The sequence below is a fragment of the Luteibacter sp. ME-Dv--P-043b genome (assembly GCF_030209605.1).
Lineage (GTDB): Bacteria > Pseudomonadota > Gammaproteobacteria > Xanthomonadales > Rhodanobacteraceae > Luteibacter.
The window spans coordinates 21839-48742 of record NZ_JARVRT010000032.1 but is presented as its reverse complement, the minus strand read 5'-3'; the positions used below and the strand labels follow the sequence as shown (position 1 = coordinate 48742).

20 protein-coding genes are annotated in these 26904 nt (G+C 60.4%); 8 read left to right on the top strand and 12 right to left on the bottom strand.

Annotation, left to right across the window (positions count from 1 at the left end):
* The first annotated feature begins 5 nt into the window (after window positions 1-5).
* The 4 genes from QRN34_RS15775 (at window position 6) to QRN34_RS15760 (ending at window position 8225) form a co-directional block, all read left to right on the top strand.
* Complete coding sequence (locus QRN34_RS15775; protein WP_285405846.1) at window positions 6-824, top strand: ABC transporter permease; 819 nt, start codon at window positions 6-8, stop codon at window positions 822-824.
* Window positions 814-2127: an ABC transporter ATP-binding protein gene (locus tag QRN34_RS15770; RefSeq protein ID WP_285405845.1), complete on the top strand. Its 1314-nt coding sequence runs from the start codon at window positions 814-816 to the stop codon at window positions 2125-2127. The genes QRN34_RS15775 and QRN34_RS15770 overlap by 11 nt, the downstream gene beginning before the upstream one ends.
* Window positions 2124-4169 (top strand): hypothetical protein, encoded by a 2046-nt coding sequence (locus QRN34_RS15765; protein ID WP_285405844.1) that lies wholly within the window; start codon window positions 2124-2126, stop codon window positions 4167-4169. Before QRN34_RS15770 ends, QRN34_RS15765 begins: the two co-directional genes overlap by 4 nt.
* Before the next feature lie 240 nt (window positions 4170-4409).
* Window positions 4410-8225 (top strand): glycosyltransferase, encoded by a 3816-nt coding sequence (locus tag QRN34_RS15760; RefSeq protein WP_285405843.1) that lies wholly within the window; start codon window positions 4410-4412, stop codon window positions 8223-8225.
* Between the two features lie 57 nt (window positions 8226-8282).
* Here the strand turns inward: QRN34_RS15760 and QRN34_RS15755 are convergent, their stop codons facing one another.
* The 3 genes from QRN34_RS15755 to QRN34_RS15745 all read right to left on the bottom strand — a co-directional run bounded on the left by QRN34_RS15755 (window position 8283) and on the right by QRN34_RS15745 (window position 11268).
* On the bottom strand, window positions 8283-8804 hold the full coding sequence (locus QRN34_RS15755; RefSeq protein ID WP_285405842.1) for a hypothetical protein: 522 nt from the start codon (window positions 8802-8804) through the stop codon (window positions 8283-8285).
* The gene (locus QRN34_RS15750; RefSeq protein WP_285405841.1) at window positions 8801-9922 is read right to left on the bottom strand and encodes an acyltransferase; all 1122 of its coding nucleotides are present in this window, start codon (window positions 9920-9922) and stop codon (window positions 8801-8803) included. The genes QRN34_RS15755 and QRN34_RS15750 overlap by 4 nt, the downstream gene beginning before the upstream one ends.
* 80 nt (window positions 9923-10002) lie before the next feature.
* Window positions 10003-11268 (bottom strand): hypothetical protein, encoded by a 1266-nt coding sequence (locus tag QRN34_RS15745; protein WP_285405840.1) that lies wholly within the window; start codon window positions 11266-11268, stop codon window positions 10003-10005.
* Window positions 11269-11419: 151 nt separating this feature from the next.
* Between QRN34_RS15745 and QRN34_RS15740 the strand changes: the two genes are divergently transcribed.
* Complete coding sequence (locus QRN34_RS15740; protein ID WP_285405839.1) at window positions 11420-13720, top strand: hypothetical protein; 2301 nt, start codon at window positions 11420-11422, stop codon at window positions 13718-13720.
* Between the two features lie 424 nt (window positions 13721-14144).
* On the opposite strand, the gene QRN34_RS15735 is transcribed toward QRN34_RS15740, so the two are convergent.
* The 9 genes from QRN34_RS15735 to QRN34_RS15695 form a co-directional block, all read right to left on the bottom strand.
* Entirely contained in the window at window positions 14145-14546 is a 402-nt protein-coding gene (locus tag QRN34_RS15735; protein ID WP_285405838.1) for a GtrA family protein, read from the bottom strand.
* Window positions 14543-15838 (bottom strand): NAD(P)/FAD-dependent oxidoreductase, encoded by a 1296-nt coding sequence (locus QRN34_RS15730; RefSeq protein ID WP_285405837.1) that lies wholly within the window; start codon window positions 15836-15838, stop codon window positions 14543-14545. The genes QRN34_RS15735 and QRN34_RS15730 overlap by 4 nt, the downstream gene beginning before the upstream one ends.
* Window positions 15839-15860: 22 nt before the next feature.
* Window positions 15861-16805 (bottom strand): NAD-dependent epimerase/dehydratase family protein, encoded by a 945-nt coding sequence (locus QRN34_RS15725; RefSeq protein ID WP_285405836.1) that lies wholly within the window; start codon window positions 16803-16805, stop codon window positions 15861-15863.
* 2 nt (window positions 16806-16807) lie between these two features.
* Window positions 16808-17545, bottom strand: coding sequence for an SDR family oxidoreductase (locus QRN34_RS15720; protein ID WP_285405835.1), 738 nt, complete (start codon window positions 17543-17545; stop codon window positions 16808-16810).
* 3 nt (window positions 17546-17548) lie between these two features.
* A complete protein-coding gene (locus tag QRN34_RS15715; protein WP_285405834.1) occupies window positions 17549-19195 on the bottom strand; it encodes a hypothetical protein in 1647 nt (548 codons plus the stop codon).
* A 95-nt stretch (window positions 19196-19290) separates the two neighbouring features.
* On the bottom strand, window positions 19291-20595 hold the full coding sequence (locus tag QRN34_RS15710) for an FAD-binding oxidoreductase (RefSeq protein WP_285405833.1): 1305 nt from the start codon (window positions 20593-20595) through the stop codon (window positions 19291-19293).
* The gene (locus QRN34_RS15705; protein ID WP_285405878.1) at window positions 20595-22031 is read right to left on the bottom strand and encodes a UbiA family prenyltransferase; all 1437 of its coding nucleotides are present in this window, start codon (window positions 22029-22031) and stop codon (window positions 20595-20597) included. The genes QRN34_RS15710 and QRN34_RS15705 overlap by 1 nt, the downstream gene beginning before the upstream one ends.
* A 93-nt stretch (window positions 22032-22124) precedes the next feature.
* Window positions 22125-23066, bottom strand: a complete 942-nt coding sequence (locus QRN34_RS15700; RefSeq protein WP_036139970.1) for an electron transfer flavoprotein subunit alpha/FixB family protein — start codon at window positions 23064-23066, stop codon at window positions 22125-22127.
* 21 nt (window positions 23067-23087) lie between these two features.
* On the bottom strand, window positions 23088-23834 hold the full coding sequence (locus QRN34_RS15695) for an electron transfer flavoprotein subunit beta/FixA family protein (RefSeq protein ID WP_285405832.1): 747 nt from the start codon (window positions 23832-23834) through the stop codon (window positions 23088-23090).
* A gap of 171 nt (window positions 23835-24005) precedes the next feature.
* Between QRN34_RS15695 and QRN34_RS15690 the strand changes: the two genes are divergently transcribed.
* From QRN34_RS15690 to QRN34_RS15680, 3 genes are read left to right on the top strand one after another with little or no spacing between them, the layout of a single operon-like run.
* Window positions 24006-24986 (top strand): glycosyltransferase family 2 protein, encoded by a 981-nt coding sequence (locus tag QRN34_RS15690; protein ID WP_285405831.1) that lies wholly within the window; start codon window positions 24006-24008, stop codon window positions 24984-24986.
* A gap of 2 nt (window positions 24987-24988) precedes the next feature.
* Window positions 24989-25972, top strand: coding sequence for a glycosyltransferase family 2 protein (locus tag QRN34_RS15685; protein ID WP_285405830.1), 984 nt, complete (start codon window positions 24989-24991; stop codon window positions 25970-25972).
* Complete coding sequence (locus tag QRN34_RS15680; RefSeq protein WP_285405829.1) at window positions 25972-26904, top strand: glycosyltransferase family 2 protein; 933 nt, start codon at window positions 25972-25974, stop codon at window positions 26902-26904. Before QRN34_RS15685 ends, QRN34_RS15680 begins: the two co-directional genes overlap by 1 nt.

Below are 26904 nucleotides of genomic sequence, written 5' to 3'. Positions count from 1 at the left end.
GAAAGATGAAAGACTTTAGCATCTCCCCGCTTTCCATGGTTCGGTCGCTGATTCAGCACCGCCAGCTTGTCGCCTCGCTCATTCGCCGGGAAGTCATCGGCCGCTACCGCGGATCAATGCTCGGCACCATGTGGTCCTTCTTCAATCCGCTGTTGATGCTGATCATCTATACGTTCGTGTTCAGTGTGGTTTTCCAGGCGCGCTGGAAGGGCGGTACTGGCTCGAAGACGGAATTCGCGATGGTCTTGTTCGCCGGACTGCTGGTGTTCAATATCTTCTCGGAGTGCCTGAACCGTGCCCCATCACTGATCGTTATGAACGTTAATTACGTGAAGAAAGTCGTTTTTCCGCTGGAGATTCTGCCAGTTGTTTCTCAAGGTGCCGCGGTTTTCCATGGCCTCGTTAGCTTTTTAGTGTGGTTTGTCTTCTACGTGTCCTTTTTTGGTTTGCCGCCAATTACGGCCTGGCTGTTTCCAGTGGTCATCATGCCACTGATGTTCCTTGTCCTAGGCCTTGGCTGGTTCCTCGCTTCGCTCGGCGTGTACTTGCGCGACGTCACGCAATTTGTTGGCTTGCTGGTGACTGCGCTGATGTTCCTCTCGCCCATTTTCTACCCGGTGTCTTCCCTGCCGGTTCAATACCGCTCGTTGATGGAGCTAAATCCGATGACACCGGTCATCGAACAGGTTCGCGGCGTTCTTATTACCGGGCAGGTGCCCGATTGGCGCATTTTTGCAATGCAGTTCGCCGCCTCGCTGTTGATCGCGTGGCTAGGGTTCTCATGGTTCCAGAAGACCAGGAAAGGATTCGCCGATGTCCTCTGATATTGCTATAAAAGTCGAAAGTGTCAGCAAGACCTTCGAGATATACGAATCGCCACGCGATCGGCTAAAGCAGTTCATCCTACCGCTTCTGCATCGGATATTCGGCGCCAAGCCACGTCGGTACTTCCGCGAGTTCCATGCATTAGCCGATGTATCGTTCACGCTTCATCGTGGCGAAACGGTCGGTATCATCGGGCGCAATGGCGCAGGCAAGTCGACGCTTTTGCAGATCATCTGCGGCACCCTGTCTTCGTCGGCTGGACGCGTCGATGTTAAGGGTCGCATCGCCGCGTTGCTTGAGCTTGGCGCGGGATTCAACTCGGACTTCACTGGTAGGGAAAACGTATTTCTTAACGGCGAGCTCCTCGGGGTCTCACGTGAAGATATGAAGCGCAAATTTGCCGAGATCGAGGAATTTGCAGGTATCGGTGAGTTCATCGACCAGCCGGTCAAGACTTACTCGAGTGGGATGTATGTGCGTCTCGCGTTCGCCGTTCAGGCCTGCGTCGATCCTGAGATCCTCATCGTCGACGAGGCACTGTCCGTAGGCGACATTGGCTTTCAATACAAATGTTTTAAACGCATGGAAGAATTGCGTCGTCGGGGTGTCACCATATTAATGGTGACGCATTCGACAGGGAACATCCTTGATTACGCGGATCGCTGCATCGTGATCGATGGCGGCAGGGTCACGACCGATACGCATGACGTCCTAGCGGCCGTGTTGACCTACGAGAAGGGCATGATCGCCGCGCGTTCCCGGGATGCAGGAAGGGCTGTACCTGAGGCGCAGCCAGATGTCAGCCTCGATACGCTTCAGGCAATCCAGCTTGCCAATGTGAATCATGATATTTCCGAGAAGCGGTTTGGCAGCGCGCGGGCCATCATTGAGCGACTCGATATTTTTCGCCCCGACGGCTCGTCGTTCGACGATAAGCCCGTCCTGCGGTCGGGTGAGGAGGTGCGCTTCCGGTTCACGTTGGCGTCATCTTGCGATATCGATGAAGTTGCTCTCGGAATCTCCATCACTCGTGCCCAAGGCGGTGATGTTTGGGGCGACAACAACATCCGGGCTGGCTACCCCATCGCGCTTTCCCCTGGCCGTCAGATCATCGAGTTCTCGGTGAAGCTTCCGATTAGCGCGGGCGATTATCTCGTACATTGCGGGCTGTCCTGTATTCATGCCGGCAAGCGTGAAGAGCTCGACCAACGTCGGCCTATGCAAGCAGTCAAGTTTTGGTCGTCCAGGGAGCAAGTCGGGGTTGTCTTTGCTCCCGTTACTGTTTCGGGAGAGTCGGCGTGATCGCGGTCTTCCTGCCACCGTATGCCTTCCGTGGCATGCCAGCACCGTACCTTTGGGTATTTTATCGGATACTCCATTTTATAAGCGAGCCGATGGCGTTCCTGCTTTCCAGCGACTACCTTGAGTCGCCGGATCATCTGGCATCCGTGGGGCGCGGCGAGCTGAGTGGCGAGCGTCAGCAGACGCTCGGCTATTCTCTTCCGGATGCGTCGGTGCTTTCTAGGCACACATACTGCTTGATGGATAGCGAGGAAATGGCGCGCCTGCTGCCCCGATACGGCGGCAATCCACTACGCTTTTTTGAGGCATTCCTGACGGAAATCATTCCCGAACTTGAAATTGAACTGTCGAGACATCTTGCAAGTCTGTCTGAGCGACCGGAGGTGATCTTGTCATGGTGCAATTGCCCCTCGCTTGCGCAGGCCGCTGACGCGATCGGTGTCCGGGTAGCCTATCTGGAGATGGGTCCTTTGCGTGGACCGATGTATCTGCCAACGGCCTATGTCGATTTTCGCGGCGTCAACGGTAATACAGAGGCCAGAGCTCGATACCTCGCGGCTGCAGAGCAGTTTGTCGAACCTCCGTCACTGGAAGCCCTGCGTGAAAGCATCACGTTCGAGTCGCCCGGCGACGGAGGCGCTCCTGCCCTCGCAAAGCGACATGGCGTAGTACTACAGGTCGAGGACGACTCGAATCTACTCTGCTATGCCAACGGATATGACAACACGAGCCTCATAGCGCATGCTCTTGTGAATCGTCCGGCTAGCGAACTCTTGATTCGCACCCATCCCGGAAGTCGCTTCGCCCTGCGCGATCCGGAGTTGTTCATCGATCAATCTGCTTCCAGTGCTGCCTTCGTGAGGCAGTGTTCCGGTGTGACGACGATCAATTCGAGCGTCGGACTAGAGTGCGTTCTGTCTGGTATTCCAGTCGAGGCGCTCGGTGACAGCTCGTATGCGTTCATCGTCGAAACAAACGATCCGATCGAACGGCGGAACCGTTTGGCGTTTTATGTCTTTGCCTATTTAGTGCCATTCGACCTGGCCTTCGATCCTGCGTATATCAGGTTTCGTCTCAGCAATCCGGACGAAGCGAAAATTGTTGCGTTTCACCTACGCTTCTATGACGGGTGTGACGGTTCACCGGACGGTATCAACGCTTCCGCGGCGATCGCCCGGTTCGTCGCTCGCAGATCAGGTGCTGCAAAGCTTATTGGACGTTTTCGCCAACCTGCCAACCCACCGTCCAGCATCGCCAAGCTATATTACCGAGAGGCTGATAATCACTTTTCCGAAGACGCCGCGCTGGAGCGTTCCGTCCTACAGGAGGGTGGCCATAAGACCGTTCGCTTTGTCATGCCTCCTGGTGTCCATCCTGATGTCGTGCGTTTCGACCCTGCCAGCTCACACGGTATCTACGTACTCAGTGCGGTGTGCTGGGGTCATTGCGAAGCGGTTGATAGTGATGCGGTAAGCTTGCATGCCCTTGCTGACTTGAGTAATCGTGTCGTCGCATGCGGCGACCGCCGATTCTCCGAGCCAGGGCGCATGCCAATCAAGTTTCTCGCAAGCAGTGACGATCCGTACGTTGAATTAAGTGTCAGTGATCTATGGGCAGGCGAAGGCGACCGTGAGGATATGGCAGTCCTTGAATTCAAGTTCTCTCTTAGCGAAGGAACAGTCGAGACACTGTTTAGCCTGTCAGACATTATGGAGCGACTCTTGCGGGTCGATTCTCAGGTTGAAGCGGTTGCCGGTGGGTCCACTGACGCCACTGGGAGCAGCGACGGGGGTGTAATAGGCCAATTGCGCAGACAACTTGCTGAACTTCGTGCGGAGATTGTGACAGGTGAGATGCTTGACAGGCAGGTTATACTCACTGACCGCATCGATCAGATTGACTTCAGGTTGCAACGCCTCGATGAGGCCGTTTCGCGTGAAAACGAACGCATTAATGTATTGACCTTAAGTGTGGATATTCTTGTCAGGAGAGCGACGCGCTTGAAGAGATTCTTAACTGGAATATTCGGCAGCAAGTCTTGATAAAGGTGAGTAATAGAAATGGTTAGGGGGGGAGTTATGAAATTGTCCAAGGCTGGGCTCGTGCATTTCGCCTGGCGGGCAAAGATGTCACTGCGTCGCAGGGCGTCGGTATCGCCTCTCGCGCGCTCTGTCTACTTCAGGGGCGTGCATATAGTGTGGCGGCTCAGGACACTCGTTAACGTCGTACGAAGTCTTGTAAGGGGCCGATCGGCCGATTACGAAATTATCGCGGCAAGCGGTGTGTTCGACAGTAACTGGTACGCTGCCCGGTACGGTGCGGTAATTCCCTCGGGAGAGGATCCTCTTCGCTTTTACTTGCGTAAGGGACACGAACTCGGTCACTGGGCGGCACCGCTCTTTGACACTACCTATTATGTCGCTCACGCGTCTGAGATTGCTTTCGTTGGCCTCAATCCCCTTGCCCATTATGTGCGTTTCGGAGCAACCGAAGGGCGCCGTCCGACCGAGCTTTTTGACTCCGGTTGGTATCTGGCGGTTTACGCTGATGTGGCCCAGAGCGGAGCAAATCCGCTAGCCCATTTTATGGCCTTCGGTTGTATTGAGCGTCGCGATCCTTCGCCTCTGTTCTCGAGTCTTTGGTACCTGAGCACTTACGAAGATGTCGCCACGGCCGGGTTGAACCCGCTCGTTCATTACCTCGAGTCTGGTGCGTACGAAGGTCGCGACCCCAATCCTTTGTTCAGCAGCTCTTGGTACATCTCGCGCCATCCGGAGGTCGCAAGCGTCCACCGTAATCCTCTAGAGCACTATCAAGTGGAAGGATGGCGCAAGGGTTATGAGCCGGGGCCAGATTTCGACACGCGTCGTTACCTCACGGAGCATCCGGACGTGGCTGCTGCAGGTATCGATCCACTTCTTCACTTCTTGCGCATCGGCCGCGCCGAAAGGCGCGAGCAACCATTTCGCCTCTGCGCCATCAAAGATATCCAGCCTTCTATCTATGAGTCGGTAGTCCCGGTGTCTAGCCCCGTCGTTGACGTGATCATTCCGGTTTATCGAGGCATCGAAGAAACAGCACGATGCATCGACAGCGTGTATGAAAGCACCTGCAGCCACCCATTCCGCCTCATCGTAATCAACGATTGCTCGCCCGAGCTGGCGATGTCCGCTTACTTGGAAGAGGCGGCGGCTCGTTATGGATTCGAATTGCTCGTCAACGAGGTGAATCTCGGCTTTGTCGGCACAGTAAATCGCGGTATGGCGCTCTCCTCGTTGAATGATGTACTGCTGCTCAATAGTGACACCGAGGTTGCGGGTGACTGGCTCGATCGCATGGTCGCGCAGTGTTACGCAAGCGATGATATTGCCACCGTAACGCCTCTTTCGAATAACGCGACCATCTGCAGCTACCCCGATTTCAAGGGCCGCCGCACGCTTTCGCCTGGTGTGTCGCTGGCAAGCATGGATGCGGCCTGCGCTGCCGTCAACCGCGGTCGTTCGGTCACCGTGCCGACCGGTGTCGGGTTCTGCATGTTGATCCGCCGCGACTGCATGAAGCAGATCGGGCTCTTCGACGAAGAGGCATTCGGTAAGGGTTATGGAGAAGAGAACGACTTCTGCATGCGTGCTGCCGAGAATGGCTGGCGGAACATCCTCGCGTTCGACACCTTTGTCTTTCACGCGGGTGAGGTCAGCTTCGCGGCTGACAGCACTGCAGGGAAAGCGCGTGGCATGGAGGCGCTGCTAGCCAAGCATCCCCGCTACCTGCTCGAGGTGGGCAGCCACGTTTCGGAGGATCCAGGTCGTGCCTACAGGGCCGCGATTACGGCGGAACTATGGCGCGGCGGCGATCGACCGGTCGTCCTGCTGATCAGTCATAGTCTGGGCGGCGGTACCGAGCGCCATGTTCGTGAATTGGCCGAGCGCTACAGTGCCGAAGCACGTGTTCTTGTCATGCGGCCGGCTGGTGTGTCCGCAAAGGCGGGCGTCACACTTGAATCGGTCGATGGCTATGATGCGTTCTCGCTGAGCCTTGCGGCGGTTGATGAATATGCACTGCTTGCACTTCTCGGTGCTTTCCCGATTGATCGCATCCACGTGCATCATCTGTTCGGGTGGGGTCCGGAGCTTCGTCACGCTATACGTCGTTCGGGTATCCCATTCGATTTCACCGTGCATGACTTTTATACGGTTTGTCCGCAGATAAGTTTCAGTAAGGATGGCATTCACTATTGTGGTGAGCCTGATGCAGCAGGCTGCAACGCTTGCATTCTGGCCCGGCCGAGGCCTGGTGCGCGCGATATTCGTTCGTGGCGCACCGATCACGAGTGGGTACTCAACGATGCCCGGCGTGTCATAGCGCCAAGCGCGGACGCTGCATGTCGCATACGTCGCTATGCGCCCGAAACGCGTATTGTGGCGATCCACCACGAACAGGTGAAGCGAGGCTGGCTCAGGGCGTCTGCACCCCGAATACTCGGCGTAACTGATGTCCTTCGCGTAGCAGTCATTGGTATGCTAGCTGAGCACAAAGGGCGCCAGCTAGTCATCGACGCGGCTCTGGCCGTGCGTGCGGCGTCACTGCCGATCGAGTTCGTCGTTATCGGCGATCCGCTGGGTGAATTGCCCCCGGCTTCGTCGGCGGCGATTCGTACGACGGGGCGTTATAAGGAGGGGGAGCTAGATGGGCTTCTGGCCAGCGAAAAGCCTGACCTTGTGCTGTTCGCATCGCAATGGCCCGAGACTTACAGCTATACGCTTACCGCCGCGCTCGAAGCCGGTCTTCCCGTGATCGCTCCCGCATTGGGGGCGTTCCCTGAGCGTCTCGCCGGTCGGCCGTGGTCTTTCGAGTTTGATCCGCTGACTAGTGGACAGGCCCTCGCGGCAAAGCTGGCTTCGTTGCTTACCGAGCATTTCGCTACCGGTGTTTCGCCTCCCGTCGTCGCGGCTCCCGACACAGGTGCCGTCGCCAGTCCCGATGAAGCGTACCGGTTCGACGCCAGCGTTCCCGGCGAGGCGTCTCACGCCGGACGTCTGCATGTTCTTGTAGTACTCGAACGGCAGGGTGACGTGCCCAGCCCGTGTGCACATATTCGTCTTGTCGCCTTCCTTGACGTGCTCAAGCAACACCCCAATTTTTCGATCCGATACGTGCGCGCTGAGGACGTTGATAGCTACCCCGCGGACGTCATCGTCACACAGCGTTTGCCTGTGGATGATGAGGGCGCAGCGCTCGTACTTCTGGCCACTGCGCGTCGCCGGGGTATCCCGCTTATTTATGACCTCGACGACAACCTGTACGATCTCGACGAGAAGGCCGAGGGCGGCAAGTACCGTAAGCTACTCGGCGTAGTGCATGCCTTTGTCGAGGGCGCTAACCAAGTGTGGGTCTCAACGCCTGCCTTAGCGGAGCGACTTCGGGAGGTGGCAGGCGGTGATGTCTCTGTACTATCGAACTGTCTTGATCCCTTTACCTGGGCCGATGCTTTGCGCGCACCGAGTCGGCCTAACTCAACTGACGGAAATTTTCCCGTACGTATCGTTTACATGGGCACACGTACGCATGCAGACGACTTCCGGATCGTCGAGCCTGCCTTGGCGGAACTCAAGCGAAAGTATGGTGCCCGCGTGGAGGTCTACCTTATAGGTGTCCGAGGCGATGACTTGGCGGAGGATTACCTCAATGTTTTGACGCCACCAGAAACGGTTGGTGCGTCGTACCCCGCGTTCGTTTCTTGGTTCACGTCAGTGCAGCGTTTCGACATCGGCTTGTCCCCGCTACGGGATACACCGTTCAATCGATGCAAGAGCAACATCAAGCTTTTGGATTATTCGTTGCTTGGAATTGTCCCCGTGATGTCTGACGTCGAGGCGTATAGAGAGGTGGCCAATGGGGTCGATGGCTTCCTCGTTGCCGAGAGCAGCCAGGCTTGGATCGAGGCACTAGACAAGCTTGTCAAAGACGCTGCATTGCGCATACGCGTTGCTTCCAAGGCGCGCGATCGGAACTTTGAAGGTGAGTTCCAGGAGGGTGTGCGACATCGCGCAGAGGCGTTAATTGAGGCAGTTGCACGAGTCAAGGCCGGTGGCCGATAAGCGTTCGCTGACGTGTCGTCCCCGGTCCGCAATATGGGCCGGGGACAACGCTATGGATCAGTTAACAACTCTGATCCTGGCATGAAGATCGCAAACGACTAAGTTATCCGGTACATCAGTGCGTATCTCTGCTGCATACACGCCCGCAGGCAGCTTTGATATGTCGGCGGTTACTGCAAAACCCGCGTTAGAGAGATTTTCATCGCCGAATGCAGATGCTACGTCTGGCCGCGCAATTCCTACTCTAAGCGGGACACCGAACGAACCCGCGTCGCCTCGAAAGGCCAATGTAGCAGCGTGAAGGGCAGGCTGGCCTTTTATGAACGCCCAGCCTTCAAACGCGGCGCCGATGCCGTGCTTGGCCACCATCTCAGCGGCCGCTTGGTGGCCAGAAAAGAGATCAAGTTTGCACTCACTGCCCGCATCGGGGCCGGTGTCTTTGGCCGTATCCAACGGCGTGAAAACTGATGCAGCATTCGAAGACGATGCGTCCTGATAACCTGTATTTGAGACCTGGCAAGCAGCAACTGCGCAGCTGAAAGCGATGAGCGGAGCCAGCTTTAGAGAATTGGAAATCATTTAGATACTCGTTGGTTGGACCAAGCAATGGAATGAGTGGCTGCACGTGCAGCGACCGATACGTCTGCGACTTCTGCCTGTCTCGGCCCCGCCTTCCTGGCCAGAGCACGCTTCTCCACAAGCTGGAAGGATATCCAGCCAAAAAGCGTCGAAATGACAAGGCATGCAAGGATCATGCTCCATCCCCGCCATGCCGGGGGTGAGACCGTATACACGAGTTCCGCCGTAGCAAAGTGATAAATGTATATTCCGTACGAAACGTCGCCTAGCCATTCGGGCAATTTGATCGTGAAGCGCGTAGCCACGCCGAGTCCTAACACGACTAGGGGGAGCATCGACATTTCAACCATGTCGTAAACGCGCCTGTCCGTAGAATATAGCGCGATGAGCCATATAGGTAGCAAGCAAAGAGCAATTCGAGTCAACAGGCGGGGCTCAGGGGCGAGAATAGCCACACTGGCTCCAACAAATAGATACAGCACGCATAGGGTGCCTAGTCTGACCGGATAGAAGAAGGTCGTGAGTTGCCCAGCTTTGATGGAAAAAATATGGGAGAAGGGTAAGGACTGATAATCCGTTCGTAGGAAGACTGCCCATACAACGATTAGGGCGACCGCAACGAATTTGGGGAAGTGCTTCCAGCCTCCCATTAGCCCTACAAGGATGTAAAAAGAAAGCTCGGCGGTAAGTGAGTAGAGCTGTCCAACAAGGGCGGTATGGCCGAAGACGCCAGGCAGGATCGGATTGAGGGGGAAACCAAAGATCGTCGCGAGGAAACGCCAGGTTTCACCATTGTGAAAGTATTCGCCTATTGTGAGCGTGGATACCATAGGCCCAAGTACTAGGGCCATGAGCGGTATGGCGATGAAGAGTGCTGGGAATATACGCAATGCGCGCGCTCGAAAAAAAGGGGCCGCGGGATTACGCATCCGGCTTCGCATGATCAGAAAGCCACTGATTGTACAGAAGATGTTTAGACCGAGACCACCGAAGCTCTGATTGTTCGTCGCGGCGCCAAGCCCATCGTATCCAAGAACGATGTCCATCGTGTGGCCCAGCGCCACGAGTAGCGCGCCGCTCAGTCGCAGTGCGTCAAAATTGTTCTGTTGGTGGGCCATCATCGTTCCTTGTCGGTGTGAACTTCGCCCGGCGCGGGCCAGGCGATACGAAGCATATGCCGGCTCTAGCGGCCAATGGATTAGCGACTTTCTTCGATCGAAGGTTGAGTGTCTATGACGACGCCCCATCCGGGTGGGTTCGAGAAGATTGTATGTGGGCCAGGCTGATCGAGTTGTTTTGCCGTTTCTTTCCAATGAAGATCGGCAAAACGTTGTCGGCGCAAGTGCTCGATATTCGCTAGGGCGACAAGGGTTACGAATATAGCGACGATCAACGAGGCTTCGATTTTTGACACCACCATCCGGGAAACCAGCGCCGCATATAAGACCCACCAGAACGTGACCTTGAATATGAAGAAATAACGATCAGACAGCATGAACTGATATAGGGGGGCCACCTCTTTGAGGCGTACGGGAGCAAACATCTCGACGCCAGCGAAAATAAATATCGCGAGTAGGCTAAGTCGCTTGTCGCCACCCATGCCTCTGCCGAATACAAGTGATCCCACCAGCAACGCGTACACGACCAGCCACCCGTTGCCCGTCAGGAAATTTGCTCCGAAGACGTGGATTGGTGCTAGATCCACGAACGTTATTCGCAAAAGTTCTAGCACCCCCTTCTGGGCTTCACTCTTTTCTGGCGTGTGCGTCAGTAAGACGGCTAGCTGCACTAGGGCTCCTGCGGAAACAGCATAAATGACGCGCGGCTCGAATGCCTTATTTAGCGACGCAAGATGACCGTCGAAGCAACCTATTCTCAGTCTTCGATCTGCCCAAGAGGCTAATGCAAGGCCGCTGACCATGATCATGATCATGATAGAAAAAGGCCCGGTTAGCGCGATCAGAAGTAGCGCAGTATCTCTAACCCATGGATAACGTGATTCGGCCGATAAAGGCACCGGCTTTGTAAAGCAGGCAGCAGCAAGCACGAATTGAAGGAACCACTGGGCATTAGTGATCGTCCCTAGAATTTCTCCGCTTAAAGGAGTGGCGACGAAGGATAAGAGGGTAAGCGGAAGCGGTACGATATGTCTGATGCGGTAGGACGTGTAAGAGACGGCCGCAGCACCTAAAAGGATGGCGCACACGTTATAGACCATCGGGGCCTTGGCGACCCCGAACCAGCTGCCGACCCATGCAACGATCCGTGGAATAACGTGCAAATAACCGGCGTAAGGTGTCCATAGCTGGGGTAGGGCCTTGCCAAGCTGCTCTTTGAAGAATATCGAGATGTCCTCGGCAAAGAATTGGGGTACCGTGAGCGCGTCGTTGGCCTTGAAAGCAAGTAGGAGAAACGCGACCAGAAAGGCAGGGAAAACAACGGAACGGGAGGTGGTGGTAGTCACAGCGGCGCCTAATCTGACAGGTATCGAGGTGGGGCTCGGCAAAGCATGAGGCCCTCGCTGCGGTAGAATACCACTGGCTTCGCACAGCGCCGCGGGCGCCTCTGATCGGTGTCGCACACGTTACTATTATTTCTGTCAAATGGAGAAAGGCTTGGCCCGGGATTTCGCTAGACAGAATGGATGGATTGGTATAGCGGCGATCCTATTAGCCACGGCATGCTTCGTCTTGATTTTCATCCCTTTCTCCCCGAGCATGCCGCGATTAGACCAAGATGCATCGTGGCCGCTCGCGCTGAACGCGGCAGTTGAGCGCGGACTGGTTTTTGGGCGCGATGTCGTTTTTACTGGTGGACCGCTTGCGGCTGTATACACACAGCAGTTCTCACCGGGGACGGGTGGTGAGATGTGGGCCGTAGCATTTTTTTTTGCAACCATATCCGCGCTTGCATTGATTGCCATAGTTCCTCGTCGCTCCAGAGCTTGGCTACTCTTTGTTCCGTTTCTTGCGCCTCTTCCAGGTATGCGGGATGCGTTCTTTCTCGGGATACCTTGGCTGCTTGTACTTACTGCACGGCACGTCAGGACGCACGGCACGCGTGGCATTAAGTTCCTTACGTATGCCTTGGTAGCAGCGTGCGCCTTGCTCCCACTAATTAAGGGCAGTGCAAGCCCGCCTGCCTTTTTCTGTGTGATTATCGCTGCGCGGATCTTGATTGATAAGCAACGCATACATATCTGGCTCGTACCAACCGTCTTCCTGACAACCCTCGGGCTCGGCTGGATCAGTTCGGGGCAGCCGCTCACGGCACTCGGATCTTATCTGTGTTCGCAGATGGAGATTATTGAAGGTTACGGCGATGCCATGAGTGTTTCTGGATCGGTTGTGGAGGTGATGCTCCTCGCCTTTGCCGGAATACTTTTATCGCTTTGTGTTCACTGGCCGGTGCGGTCAAGGCGCTGGTCGGTGAGTTTCGCGACTGTGGTGACATTGTTTGTGGCGTTTAAAGCCGGAGCTATTCGCCATGACGGGCACATAGCGCTTGCCGCGGATATGATAATCTTGGTATCGATATACGTTGTTGCGGGTACGGGACCGCGGCCTCTAAAGTGGCTAGCTACGGCTTCACTTTGTATGGCGATGATTGTGCTTTCGCATTATACCGATATTTCGCCACGAGGCCTGTTCGTTAAAGTAGCTAATGCGATCGATAAATCATTAAGCGGACTTTCCAGGGTCTGGGATGAGTCCGATCATTTGAACAAAGACTTTAAACGAGCTGGCGATTTCGTGCGCAACGAATTGCCATTAGTGGATGCTGGCAAGTCGGTCGATCTTTACAATAGCGAGATAGCTGCGGTGATTTTGGGACAAGGGGTGTGGAAGCCCCGTCCTGTGTTTCAAAGCTATTCTGCATATTCCCCTGCACTCATAGAGCGTAATGTCAACCATTTGCGGAAGACACCGCCGGACCGCATCTACTGGCGAATACAAACCATCGATGACCGATATCCATCTCTCGATGACGGAGCGAGTTGGCCCTGGTTGTTTGGTACTTATCGGCCCATTGCCCACATCGGTGATTATCTTCAGCTAGACAGGATTGGCGAGCCGACTCGCCTATCTAACGGCGCAGCAATCCTGGAGCGCGTCGTTGCCCTTGGAAAGCCGGTCGCTCTGCCCAGGGGCGATCCACTGTGGGCTCGTATTGTCATTCGTCCTACTCTTGTGGGAAAGCTCTGGGGCGCCCTGTATAAGCTTCCGCCGCTCATGCTCAGCTTTCGTTATGCAGACGGGCATATGCAGTCCTTCCGGGTTGTCGCTGGAATGATGGAAACCGGCTTTTTGCTCTCGCCAACCGTGGGATCAACCCGGGAACTTGAGGTACTCTGGACGAAAGGTGCTGAAAATATGCCCTCGAGCCGACTTCCCATCGAGATGCAATTATCAGTTTCGGACTGGACCGGATCGCTCTTCCCTATTCACTACTCCTTGTTCTTGGCTCGGCTGCCGATTCCGAAGGCGGCCATCCCGCGCCGTTCATTGGATCCGGTTGAGCCAGACCCCGGGTCGGTAGCGTCGGGAGGACAATGCGCTTTTGAGTCGGAGCCCGAAGCTGGTATCCGAATCATAGGTGGCTCACTTGTGCTGCCATCCGAGATGGCATTCGTATCATTGAAAGGGTGGGCCGCGGCGGACGTGTCGGCAGGTGCCCTTGGAGACGCGACATTTCTTTTGCTGCGTGGAGCAGGCGGAATGAACAAACTTGTGCGCGCACGCGCTACATCTCGGATGGATGTGGCCAAGGTCTTTGGACGGCCGTCTCTGATAAATGCGGGATTTGACGCTACTTTTAGCCTTGACGAAATGGCGCGGCCAATTCGAGTGACGGTGGTGAAATCCGTGGCCGGCGTACTTCGCGAATGCTCCGGCCAAGTCGTGACCGTGTATTAAGTAATATAGACAGCGGGTTTCACCGCAACCTTGCGGCGCTTTCTGTGAAGTTTTGTATTGCTAAGTGATTCCGAATTGCATGTCCCTTGCGACGGTTAATGAGGTATGGCAATTCCACGTTGCCAACTTCAGTCCCGACGGCAGTCAGGACGCAATCGCAATCGCGAAGCAGAATGGTGTCTGGGTGTCTGGACCGAGGTCCGCATCCTGACCCTCTCAAGCTAGATTCGAGTCAAAAGTCATATTCTGGCTGACGCGCGTCCGGATTTTCTGTCCCACGTCGGCGCCCCACTAGAGATCTTACCAAGTGAAAGCTCCAAGACCGTTTTGATCGGCAGTAATCGCGAGCGATACTCAGGGTTCTGCATCTAGCGCACTGCGGCTCCCAGCGAGTTGTCACGAGGCGTCCATCACAACGTGTCGGCTATCGAAACGACCAGCGCTTATGCCCAAAATAGCTACTGAAAACTGGTGCCAGGACGCCAATGGCATGGGCGATTTCCCGTACATGCATTTCCACCCCAATGGCGGGCAGCACGTAGTTGGCCAGAGCCATGGTGACCAGCCATGTCTGCGCGATCGCAAACAGATTTACGCCTACGAATATGGTGGCCGATTTTTGCGCCGATTGTTCTCCGGCGCCAAATACCAGCCATCGCGCCAGGACAAAAGCTGTGATCATTCCTGCTACGTAGGCAAGGCAGACGGCTACCGAAAAGCTCATCCAACGGTTGAGCACGATACGAGAGCCGAAGTTTACAGTCGCTGCAACACCGCCCGTGGCGACGAAGCGCACGAACTGCGACTGAGTGAGGTGACGAATCATACGGCCTCGCGTGCCATGCGGCGACCAAAGTCGATGCTTTCGGAGATGCCTCTATCTTCGGGGTAATAGTGCGAAGTATCCGCTACCCAGAGTCCATGCACAGGCAGTTTGCGCGGAGGGATCGATTCCAGGTATCCAGGGGGGCAGATCGGCTGGGCGTAGCGATACCGGTTTGCCCGGATATCGATGAAATCCTCGTCGGTCAGCGACGGGTTGATAGTCTTCAGGTAGCGGCGGACCTTGCCTGTGAAGACCTCATCGGCCTCGGCGTACTTCGGGTGCTCGCCTGGCATGTAGAACGGCACGTAGACGACATGCTGATCGAGCGGGCGCAGGTTGGTGTACTCGACCAAGCCCGGGATATCCATGTCATCGTCGTTGGTGTTGAGCCAGAAATTTTCCGTTACCGGCTTGCGTAGCTTGGCGATGACGCACACCACCGCCACGTTCTTCAGTGCACTGAATTTGGCGAGGATGTCGGCCGGCAGGTCCGGCATGATACGCGGCACGAAGGGGAGCGGAACCGTACTGACGACCTTGTCGAACGCTTCGAAGCCTGTCGGCGTGTCCACGCCCTTCACCGCTCCGTTCTCGATCACGACGCGGGTGACGGGCGTCGACAGGCGAAACTCGCCGCCATGGTTCGTGATCCACTGCTGCATGCCGTGGAGCAACGTATCCGAGCCACCTTCGAGGTAGCCGAGTTTCTCGCGGAACATGCTGTATCGCGAGGTGCCGATGCGGCGGATACGGCTCCATATCCAGGCGGCCGAAAGATTGTCGCTGTAGTCGTAGAACTTGTAGTCGAACAGGCGCTGCCAGAGCGACCGCCATGCTTCCTCGCCCACCCAGCGGCGAATCCATCCGGTGGCCTCGATATGATCGAGCGGACGCCAGTCCTCGCGCTTGCGCTTCGTCGAAAGGAAGGCATGCAGACCGTAGCGGATCTTGGCCGTGAGGCTCAGACCCTTGAACTTCAATAGGGCCACCGGGTTGCCCCAGGCTTGCAGGCGCTTGTCGAACCAGTAGCCCATCTTCGTTTCGGTCCAGCGCATGCGGTCGGCCAGGCCGAGCTCGTCCAGCATGGTCAGGAAGCCGGCATCCGAGATGCAGTGGAAATGGTAATACCGTTCGATCTTCAGGCCGCCGAAGTCGAAGCTCGCCGTCATGCCGCCGACGCGGTCGTCGGCTTCGAAGATGACCGGCGTGTGCCCGTCGCGGGCAAGCTGGTAGGCCACGGCCAGGCCCATGGGGCCGGCACCGAGTACGGCGACACGTTGGGGATGATTCATCGACTGCATTCCGGCGGGGCGCTCAGCGCTTCAGGACAATGGCGGAGTAACGGGGGTCGCAGTAGCTCTCGCGCACGGCATCGGCGAACGGGGTTTGCCGCACGCCGAACACGGCCTGCGTGTCCACGCCCTTGAAGTCGTCGCCGGCGCTCAGCGCCTTGAGCTGGCTTTCGGTAAAGGGCGGTTTCCCGCTGAATAGCGCATACACCCTCAGCAGGAAGCCGAAGAAGCCATAGGGGATGTGCACGATCAGCGTCTTCAGGCCCTTGGCCTTCTTGATCGTATGGATGATGTCCACGTAGTCGATGCGTGTATCGCCCACCACGTCGTACACCTCGCCGTTGCGCTCGCGCACGATGCAATCGGCGATGCAACGGCAGAAGTCGCGCTCGTAGAGCGGCTGGCGCATGTAGCGGCCATCGCCGGGGATCGGGAACACCGGCGTTTTGGCCATGAAGCGCGACAGCCAGCCGAAATGTTTCGGATCGAACCAGCCGAACATCAGGGTGGGGCGCAGCACGGTATGGCGGATGCCCGACTCCACCACCAGTTTCTCCTGGGCCTTCTTGGTGTTGGTGTAGTCGTCGTTGGCGACCGAGACCACCACCGAGGAGCTGATATGCACCATATAAGGCACGTTATGGCGCTTGAACGCGTCCAGCACCACGCGCGTGGCATCGATGTTGTTGCGGACGAATTCCTCGGTGAACTTGCTGGTGATCTGCGCATGCAGCTGCACGACGCACGATGCACCGGCAAAAGCCTCTTCCCACGGGCCCGGCACCGCCACGTCCGCCTCGATCGTCACCACGTCCGGATGCAGCTCGCGCAGGATGCCCATGTTGTAGGCGTGCTTGTCGATCGCCACCAGCTGGGTGAAACCCTGGCTTTTCAGTTCGACAATAAGGTTCTGGCCGACCAGACCGGCCGCGCCCGTGATGACGATCTTGCTGTGCTTGTCTGCCATGGTCAGAGGCTGAGCCGTTTGAAGAGGAATTCGGGGATGCAGCGGATGATGGTCATGATGCCGAACCAGAACCACGGCAGGTAAGCCACGGCACGGCCCTTGTCCACGGCGGAGACGATGCCCTCGGCGACGGCCTCCGGCTTGGCCCAGAGGGCACCCTTCTTGAACTCGCGGGTCATCGGCGTGTCGACGAAGCCCGGCTTGATCGTGATGACGGCCACCCCGTGCTTCGCCATGCGCTGGCGCAAACCGCTGAGGAAGGCACTGACCGCGGCCTTGGCCGAACCGTACAGATAGTTGCTGGCGCGGCCCCGGTCGCCAGCCACCGACGAGATCACGGCGATGCTGCCGCGGCCGGCCGTCTGCATGCGGTTCGCGACCAGGGTCAGCAGGGCGATGGTGGACGTGCCGTTGGTGGCGAACTCCGCCAGGGCGGTCTCCACGGAGGCCTCGCAGGCCTTCTGATCGGGCAGCGTGCCGTGTGCGATCAGCACTACGTCGACCTCACCCAGCGCCGCCCAGGCCGCGTCGAGAGCGGCGCCGTGGGCGGCAAGATCGTTGATCTCCAGCTCGGCGCGTGTGACCTCGGGGGCGCCGCGGACCAGCAGGTCGTCGGCAATGGCATCCAGCCGCGCCCGGTTGCGGGCAACGAGATGGAGCCTTGCACCTCGTTCGGCGTACAGGCGGGCGGTGGCTTCGGCGATCGCCGAGGTCGCGCCGATAATCAGGACTCGCTGCATGTGTTACTCCGAATACGCGAAAGAGGCGCCCGTGGGCATGGCGCAGATGCGCAGGGAGGTGGTTGTCCAGCCGGCATGACCTGCCCTCGGGTCGTCAACGAAGCCGCTGAAAGCGGGCCCTCCGACCACATCGCCACGCTCCCGGGCCGCCTTGGGCCGGACCAGCGCCCAACCAACTATTGTATCGCGCTCATCCACGACCAGGGCCGCCCCATCGGAGGCTTGGCTGAACGCGGCCTTCAGATGCCCGTCGATACGACGCTGCGGACGGCTTGAGGCGAGGACCTGTGACGTCTCGATACCGGTCTGGCATCCGGCAAGGGGCATGCGCCTGCCCAGCCACCCGATAGCCCCCAGCACATCGTTCCTTCCGAAGGCGGGAAGATGGGCCTTACCTGCCCTGTCGGCGACATCCAGCACATGCGCCGTCTGTTCAGGGGGATACAAGGGCGCGATGGCAGACGGATCGTTCATCTGCGTGGCGAGGGCCAAGGCGCCCAGATCACGCGAATAGAGGGTGGACGCCTGATTGCGGACGGCCCTGAGCTGCCATGACATGAGGCCGAGCAGCACCAGCGTGGCCGCCAGAGGAAGAACGCGCACGATGCGATGGCCGAGGGCGGGCGTCACCATCACTAGGCAGGCCAGCCAGGCCAGTCCAGCCATGGTGGTGTATCGGCTGACGAACGCACCGGCAAGGCCGTAAGGCAGCGGTAGGCGGCCCAGCGCCGTGCCTAGGGCGCTGACGGCCACATAAGCGACCACGGCCACCATGGCCAACGACATCGGTTGGGAGCGGCGCGTGCGCCATGCCCTGGGCAAGAACGCCAAAGTGCCCAGCAGGACCAGTGCCGCAGCGATTTCCGTGAGTCCGATGGCCCAGTTCGCCCTGCCGAATGCAAACCAGAGCGGACCGCCTACATAGCGCAGCACAAAGTGGACGACATCCATCGGTCGATCCACCAGTACCGCCAGCATCGGCACATGCGTCTGTCCGCCGCTGAACCCCTGCCGGAACAGCAGCGCGGCAAGCACGGTCGTCAACGCCGTGCCAGCCAGCCAGCGGGGGCCGAGACCCACGCAGGCACCGAGGACGAGTAGGATCGGCAGGGCAAAAATACCGTTCGCCATCGCGCCTAGTGCCAGCGCAGCGCAGACCGTTGCTGCCGGTGCAAGATAACCCCTTTCCGGTTCCGACGCGGCGCGTGCCGCGAGGTAGAACGCGGACAGGGGCAGCCAGGCGACGAGGAAGAACTGCACCTGGAAGGCCCAGGTGAAGTTCTCGCGCTGCGACCAGAAGAACGTGCCGCCAAGAAGGACGGCGCAGAGGGCCTGGCGCGCGGCGGATGTCAATGCGCCGGATGAGCGCCTTGCAGCCTGGATGAAGATCGTCGCGATGCTGGCCGTGATAGCCACGCCCGCTGCGATCGGCAGGATGCCCCGCGCCCCAAACCAGGCGATATCGGCGTAGAAGAAGGGCCGCGACAGTACGATCCGGTGTTCGCCGTGCGCATCGAGCCATGGGGACCAGCCGCCTTGCCTGGTTTGCAGGAAGAATCCGATGTAGCCATCCCACATGTCCCATAGAGGAACAGGCGAATGGCCGCGAACGACGCCGATCAGGGCATACGCCACCATCAGCAGGGCCAATACCCTCGCCACTGTGGCCCAATGCCGGTTCGATAAACGATGGCGCTTCGATGAATCCGGCGGGGGCGCGGTCAAAGTGTTCGATCCATCTTGCCTCATGCCGAAACACGCCGCCAGAAGCTGGACGACACACCGGGATCGACGAACGCCGAGAACGCCTCGTGCGCCGGAAAGTACGCCCGGAAATGGGTGGCCGACATCCGCGCGTCCTTGGCCGGATACACCGCGCCGCCCTTGTCCGCGACGATCGCGTCCAGGCGGTCAAGCAGCGAGAACACGCCTGCGCCGTCGTTCGGAAAATCCAGGGCCAGCGTCGTGCCTTGCCGCGAGAACGACAGCATGCCGGGCGAAGGCCGGTCACCGAACTGCTTGAGCACGGCCAGGAACGAGCCGCCGCCGGCGTCGGCGATCGTCTTCACCAGCTCGAACATGGTCGCTTCAGCGGCGGCGGGCGGCACCACGCACTGGTACTGCAGGAAGCCACGCGGGCCGTACATGCGGTTCCAGTGGGCGATGCTGTCCAGCGGGTAGAAGAACGGCTGGTAGTGCGTCGTCGCGTGCGCCACGCGTTGCCGCTGGCGGTGGTAATACAACTGGTTGAACGCCCGCAGGCTGAGCGAATTGACCAGGCTGACCGGTGGGGTGATCGGCATGGCGAGGCGCCGAGACGACGGCGCCGGGCGCTGGTCCGGCCGCGACGGCGCATGGTTGGCCCGGCTGAACAGACCGCGGCCAAGCGCCTTGCCCTTGGCCGCGCAGTCGATCCACGACACGGTGTATTCGTAGTCCCGGTCGGAGGCCTGCGACAAGTCGAAGAAACCGGCCAGGCTTTCGAAGCGGTGGCTCTCGGTAGACATCCACGGCCCGGCGATGCGGCGCAACTGGATCGTGGCACGGGTGATGACGCCGGTCAGGCCCAGGCCACCCACGGTGGCCGCGAACCAGTCCGCGTTTTCGGTGGGCGAGCAGACCCGCCGTGAGCCGTCCGTACGCAGTAGCTCGAAGGCCAGCACATGGTGGCCGAACGTGCCTGCGCGATGGTGGTTCTTCCCATGCACGTCGTTGGCGATGGCGCCGCCGACAGTCACGAAGCGGGTGCCCGGGGTGACCGGCAGGAACCAGCCCTGGGGCACCACCAGGTCGAGGATGTCGGCAAACAGCACGCCGGCCTCGCAGGTCAGCACGCCGGTGGCCGGATCGAAGGCGATGAAGTGGTCCAGACCCCGCGCCGCCAGCAGCACGCCGCCGTCGTTGAGGCAGCTATCGCCATAGCTGCGTGCGTTGCCCAGGGGCAGCACGGGCAGGGTACTGGGCGGCAGTGGGGCATGCCGATCGCTCAGGGCGATCACTTTTTCCGTGGTGACGGGGTAACGGCCCCAGGAGCGTCCGGCGCGGGCCATCAGACGGCCGCTGCGACGATCACCGCCGCGATCACGCCGAGGATCTGGCTGGTGCGGTCCATCACGGCGAAGACCACCGGGTCGTCGTGCATGATGCCGCGGTGGGCGATTGCCCAGGTGCGGCTGATCCAGTACAGCAGCAGCGGACACAGCATCCACAAATAATGCGGGTGGTCGTAGAGCGACATGCTGGCCGTGCTGTCCACGTAAAGCGCCAGCACCAGCACGGCAAGATAGCCGCTGGAGCCGCCCAGGGACTGGATCAGCGGAATGTCCTCGACATCGTAGCCACGCCCGCTGGCCTTCACCTGGCCCTTCTTCTGCAGCGCCAGCAACTCGGTGTAGCGCTTGACCATCGCCAGGCTGAGGAAGATGAACATCGAGAAGGCCAGCAGCCAGAACGACGGCTTGGTGTGGATCGCTGCCGTGCCGGCGAGGATGCGTGTCGTATACAGCGTGGCCAGCACAACCACGTCGAGCATCATGATCCGCTTCAACCGGATCGAGTAGGCCGTGGTGAGGATGTAGTAACCCAGCAGCACGCCGACGAACAGGTGCGAGACGAAGAAGGCCAGGCCGAAACCGGCGATCAGCAGCAGCACTGCGGCGATGGGTCCGGCGATCAGCGGCAGCGTACCCGCCGCGAACGGGCGGTTGCGCTTGCGATGGTGCTGGCGGTCCGACGGCAGGTCGAGCAGGTCGTTGGTCAGGTAGACGCTGGAGGCGCACAGGCCGAAGCAGACGAAGGCCAGCAGGGCCGCCGCGACGCGATCGAGTTCCAGCACGCGATGCGAGGCCAGCAACGGCAGGAAGACCAGCACGTTCTTGATCCACTGGTGCACACGCAGGGCTTTCGCCCAGGCCTTGATGCCGCCGCTACGCACGGTGAAGCGCTTTTCCACCGGGGCGACGCGTGCCGCGGCTTTCGACAGGGTCTCGCCCTGCTCCACGACCAGGGCCGCGTGGGCGTGCTTCCACACGGCGAGGTCCACGGGCGCGTTACCGATGTAATCGAAGGCTTTCTCGCCGAAGCGTTCCACCAGCGCCTTTGCCTTGTTGGCACCGGACAGGTTGACCTGGCCGTCGCTGGCCATCACCTCGTCGAACACGGCTGCGTGGTCGGCGACGGGTGTGGCGAGGGTCACGTCCGAGGCGGTGCACAGCACCACGTGACGATGGGAGCGTTGCTCGCGCAGCCAGTCGATCAGCTCGTGGTTGTAGGGCAGGGCGACCGGATCCAGCTGCACGCGCCGCGCGATCTCGCGCTTCAGGTGGGCCTTGCCCCGGAGCAGCCAGCCCAGCATCGAGAAGATGGCCAGCGGATGCTGCGCCAGCAGCGCCAGTGCCGACTCGATCAGCAAATCGGAGCGGATGAGCGTGCCATCCAGGTCGACGCATAGCGGGATGCCCGTCTTTGCCGCGTTTTCCACCGCCATGTCCGGCATTGCTAGTCCCTGAATCAGAAAAACGGCCGCGGCGGACGCCGCGGCCTTGAACGTGACGGCCCGGGCGCCTGCCCGGGCCATGGGTCAGCCGAGGGCGGCTTCCAGCTCGGGCAGGATCTTGAACAGATCGCCGACCAGGCCGATGTCGGCAATCTCGAAGATCGGCGCCTCGCCGTCCTTGTTGATGGCGACGATGGTACCCGCGTCCTTGATGCCCGTCAGGTGCTGGATGGCGCCGGAGATGCCGATGGCGATGTACAGCTCCGGCGCGATGATCTTGCCGGTCTGGCCGACCTGCATCTCGTTGGGCACGTAGCCGGCATCGACCGCCGCACGCGAAGCGCCCACGGCCGCGCCGATCTTGTCGGCGAAGGCGTAGACGATCTCGAAGTTTTCCTTCGAGCCCACGCCACGGCCCCCGGAAACCACCTTGGCGGCACCCTGCAGGTCCGGACGGTCGCTTTTGCCCTGCTGCAGCCCGACAAAGCGGGTGTGCGAGGGCAGGGTGGCCTCGACGGTCAGCGCCTCGACCGGGGCCGAACCGTTGGCGGCGGCCGCGGGCCACGACGCGGTGCGGATGGTGGCGACGACCGTGGAGGCGGCATCCACTTCCACGGTAACGATGGCGTTGCCGGCGTAGATGGGGCGCTTGAAGCTGTGCGGCCCCTCCACGGTCATTACGTCGCTGACCTGGGACACGCCCAGCAGGGCGGCCACGCGCGGCGCCAGATCCTTGCCGAAGGTGGTCGAGGGCAGGAACACGTGGCTGTAACCCGCGGCCGCCTTGGCGATCTGCGGCGCGAGCACGGCAGCCAGCGCGTGGGCGTTCTCGGCGCGGGCCACGGTCAGCACCTTGCTGACGCCGTCGATCTTCGCCGCCTCGGCGGCAACCGCATCGGGGGCGTCGGACAGCACGATGACGTCGATGGTGTCGGGCTTCACGGCGGAGGCGGCACTGACGGCGCGGGCGGTAGCACCGTTCAGCTTGCCGTCGAGGTGCTCGGCGATAACGAGGATCTTGGACATGGGATTCTCCGGTCGGCTGCCTTACAGCAGGCCCTTCTGTTTGAGGGCCGCGACGAGTTCGGCGGCGTCCTTCACCATGACGCCCTTGCTGCGCTTGGGCGGGGCGGCGTAGTGGGTGGTCTTGATGTGGTCTGCCGCATCGACGCCCAGCGAGTCCAGCTCGATCACGTCGATCGGCTTGGACTTGGCTTTCATGATGTCGGGCAGCTTGATGAAGCGCGGTTCGTTGAGGCGCAGGTCCGTGGTGATCACCGCGGGCAGGTCGGCCTCGATGGTCTCCAGGCCGGCGTCGACCTCGCGGGTGACCGTGGCCTTGCCGTCGGCGATCTCGACCTTGCCGGCGAAGGTGGCCTGCGGGCGGTCCCACAGGGCCGCCAGCATCTGGCCGGTCTGGTTGGCGTCGTCGTCGATGGCCTGCTTGCCCAGGATGACCAGCCCCGGCTGCTCCTTCTCGATCAGCTTGAGGAAGGTGCGGGCGGCGGTCAGCGGGGCGATGGCCTCCGCGGTCTGGACGTGGATGGCGCGGTTGGCGCCCATGGCCAGGCCGTTGCGCAGGTGAGCGGTCAGGTCGGCCGGGCCGATGCCCACCACGATCACTTCATCGGCGACGCCCTTCTCGCGCAGGCGCAGGGCCTCTTCCAGGGCGATGTCGTCGAACGGGTTGGCGGAGAGCTTCACGCCGTCGGTCACGACGCCCGTGCCGTCCGGCTTGACCTGAATGCGGACGTTGTAGTCCACGACGCGCTTGTAGCCGACCAGAATCTTCATTCGGGGTTCCTGTGCGTAGGGGCGGCCGTCGTTGCGGTCGCCTCGGGTTGACTCCGTATTCTATCCAAACTTCAAACCGGCGTTTGACGCGCCGCGGGATGGCAGACGGCAGAGGTGGCGCGCGGGGGTATCTTTGCGATAATCCGGGGTCATGTCCGGAATCGACCTTTAATGACGCCGACCGTTAGCGTGGTGGTGTGCACCTACAACGGATCGGCCTATGTGGAGCAGCAATTCGCCAGCCTGTTGGCCCAGTCGCGCCTGCCCGACCAGATCGTGATCGCGGACGACGCCTCCTCGGATGGTACGCCCGAGGCCATCGAGCGGTTCGCGGCCCGTTGCCGCGGCCAGGGCGTGGAGGTCGTGCTTCGCCTGCGGCCGGCCAACGTCGGCTTCATCGCCAACTTCGCCGATGCGCTCACGTTGGCGACGGGCGATCTCATCTTCCTTTGCGACCAGGACGATCGGTGGCATGAGGAAAAACTGGCGCGGATGGCCGCGACCCTAGCCGAGGAGCCCGACCTGACCCTTCTGTTCACCGATGCCCGCCTGATCGATGCGGCCGGCGCCCCGCTGGGGCAGACGTTGTTCGACGCGCTCGAACTGCTTCCGGCAGACTGGCACGCCCTGCGCTCCGGCCATGCGTTTCCGGTGCTGCTGCGACGTGCGGTGGTCACCGGGGCGACGACGGCGTTCCGGCAGCCGCTGGTGCGTCGTGCGCTGCCCGTGCCCCCGGGCTGGATCCATGACGAATGGCTGGCCACCGTGGCGGCGCTGACCGGGCGCATCCTGCCGCTGTCGTCGCCGTTGATCGATTACAGGCAGCATGGCGGCAATCAGATCGGGATGCGCAAGCGCACGTGGCGCCAGCGGATCGCCGACCTGTTCCTTCCGCGCAATGCGCTGCTTATCCGGGGGCTGGAGCGCATGGCCGCACTGGACGAACGTTTTGCCGAGGACGCGATGGTGCCGCTCGCCTCGCGCCAGCTGGTCGCCGACCGCATGCGTCATTTCCGCCGACGCGTGGCGATCGGTTCCCTCCCGCGTTACGCGCGATGGCCCGACCTGTGGTCCGAGTGGCAAAGCGGCGGGTATCGTCGGCACGGCAACGGCCTGTCGTCGGTACTACGCGACGCATTGAGGAAGCATTGATCATGGCGCCCGCCTTGCGTATTTCCGTCGTGCTTTGCACATGCGATGGCCAGGCCTACCTTGCGGAACAGCTCAGTACGCTGCTGACGCAGAGCCGCCTGCCTGACGAGGTGATCATCGGTGATGACGACTCGACGGACGGCACATGGACCATCGTCCAGGACTTCGCCGTGCTGGCGCGGACGCGGGGTGTCACCGTGCAGGCGGTACGTCGCCCTCGCCGGCTGGGCTATGTCGCCAACTTCTCCGCTTCGCTGGCGCAGTCCTCGGGCGATCTGGTCTTCCTGTGCGATCAGGACGACGCATGGCATCCGGACAAGATCGGCACCATGGCATCGCGTTTCCTGGCCGATCCGGCGTTGACCTTCCTGCACAGCGATGCCCGCCTGGTCACCGCAGACGGCGCGGACATGGGCTGCGGCCTGTTCGAAGCGCTTGAACTGTCCTCGATCGAACGGGGCCTGATCGACGGCGGTGAGGCGCTACGCGTCTACCTGCGCCGGAACATCGCCACGGGAGCCACGGCGGCATTCCGCCGCGAGTTGTTGGGCCGTGCCTTGCCCGTGCCCTCCGCCTGGGTACACGACGCATGGATCGCCACCCTCGCCGCGGCGACGGGCAAGGTCGATTTCATCGACGATCCGCTGATCGACTACCGCCAGCATGACGGCAACCAGATCGGTATGCGGCCTCGCACGTGGCAAACGCGCCTGGCCGAATTCCGGATGCCGCGTGGGGATGAATTGCGTGCAGCCGTTGCACGCGTCGACGCGCTGGATGAGCGCCTCGATACCGAAGGCGCCCCCGACGGCGTGCAAAACGAAATCGATGCCACGCGACGGCATCTCGAGCGACGCCTGCGCATCGGCACGCGCGTTCCGCTTTTCCGTGTGCCTTCGGTGGCCTGGGAATGGCTGACCGGCGCCTACACGCGTTTTGCCACCGGCACGCGAACGGCGTTGCGCGACCTGTTGAGGAAGGGATGATGGTTACCGGCACGCAGCATGTCGCCATCCTCCTGGCCACTTACAACGGCACCCGCCACCTCGCCGAGCAACTCGACTCCATCGTTGCCCAGACCCATACGGACTGGACGATTCACGCCTCCGACGACGGCTCCACCGACGCGACCCTCGCCCTCCTGCTGACCTATCGCGAGCGGCTCGGCGTGGAGCGCATGGTGCTCTGGCAGGGCCCCAGCGCCGGTTACTCGCGCAACTTCATGTCGATGCTGCATCGTGAGGGCATAACGGGCGACTACGTGGCGTTCAGCGACCAGGACGACATATGGGATGCGCACAAGCTGGAGACCGCGCTTCGCGCGCTCGCCGCGGTGCCGCCGGACAAACCGGCCCTGTACGGCGGCCGTTCGCGGCTGATCGACGAGGCGGGCCGGCCGTTTGGCCTCTCGCCCCTGTTCGCACGCCGCCCCTCGTTTGCCAATGCCTTGGTGCAAAGCCTTGCTGGCGGCAACACCATGCTGCTCAACCGTCGCGCGCGTGACCTGATGTGTCGCGCACCGGCGTCTGCCCGCGTGGTCTCGCACGACTGGTGGGCGTACCTGGTGGTCTCGGGTGCCGGAGGTCGGGTGGTCTACGACCGAGAGCCGACGCTGGGTTATCGCCAGCATGCCGAGAACATCATCGGTTCGAATGCCGGATTGGGCGCTCGCCTGCGCCGCATGGCCGACATGGTGGGTGGCCGTCATCGCGAGTGGAACGAAGCCAACGTTGCCCTGCTGTCGACCATGCGCGATGCGCTGGGCGACGACGAACGCGCGCGCTTCGACCATTTCGCACGGGGCCGCGCCACTTGGTTGCTGCCGCGCCTGTGGCACTTCGCGTGCGCCGGCCTTTATCGGCAGACCGCCATCGGCAATGCGGGGCTGCTGCTCGCCGCGGTGCTGGGCCGGCTGTGA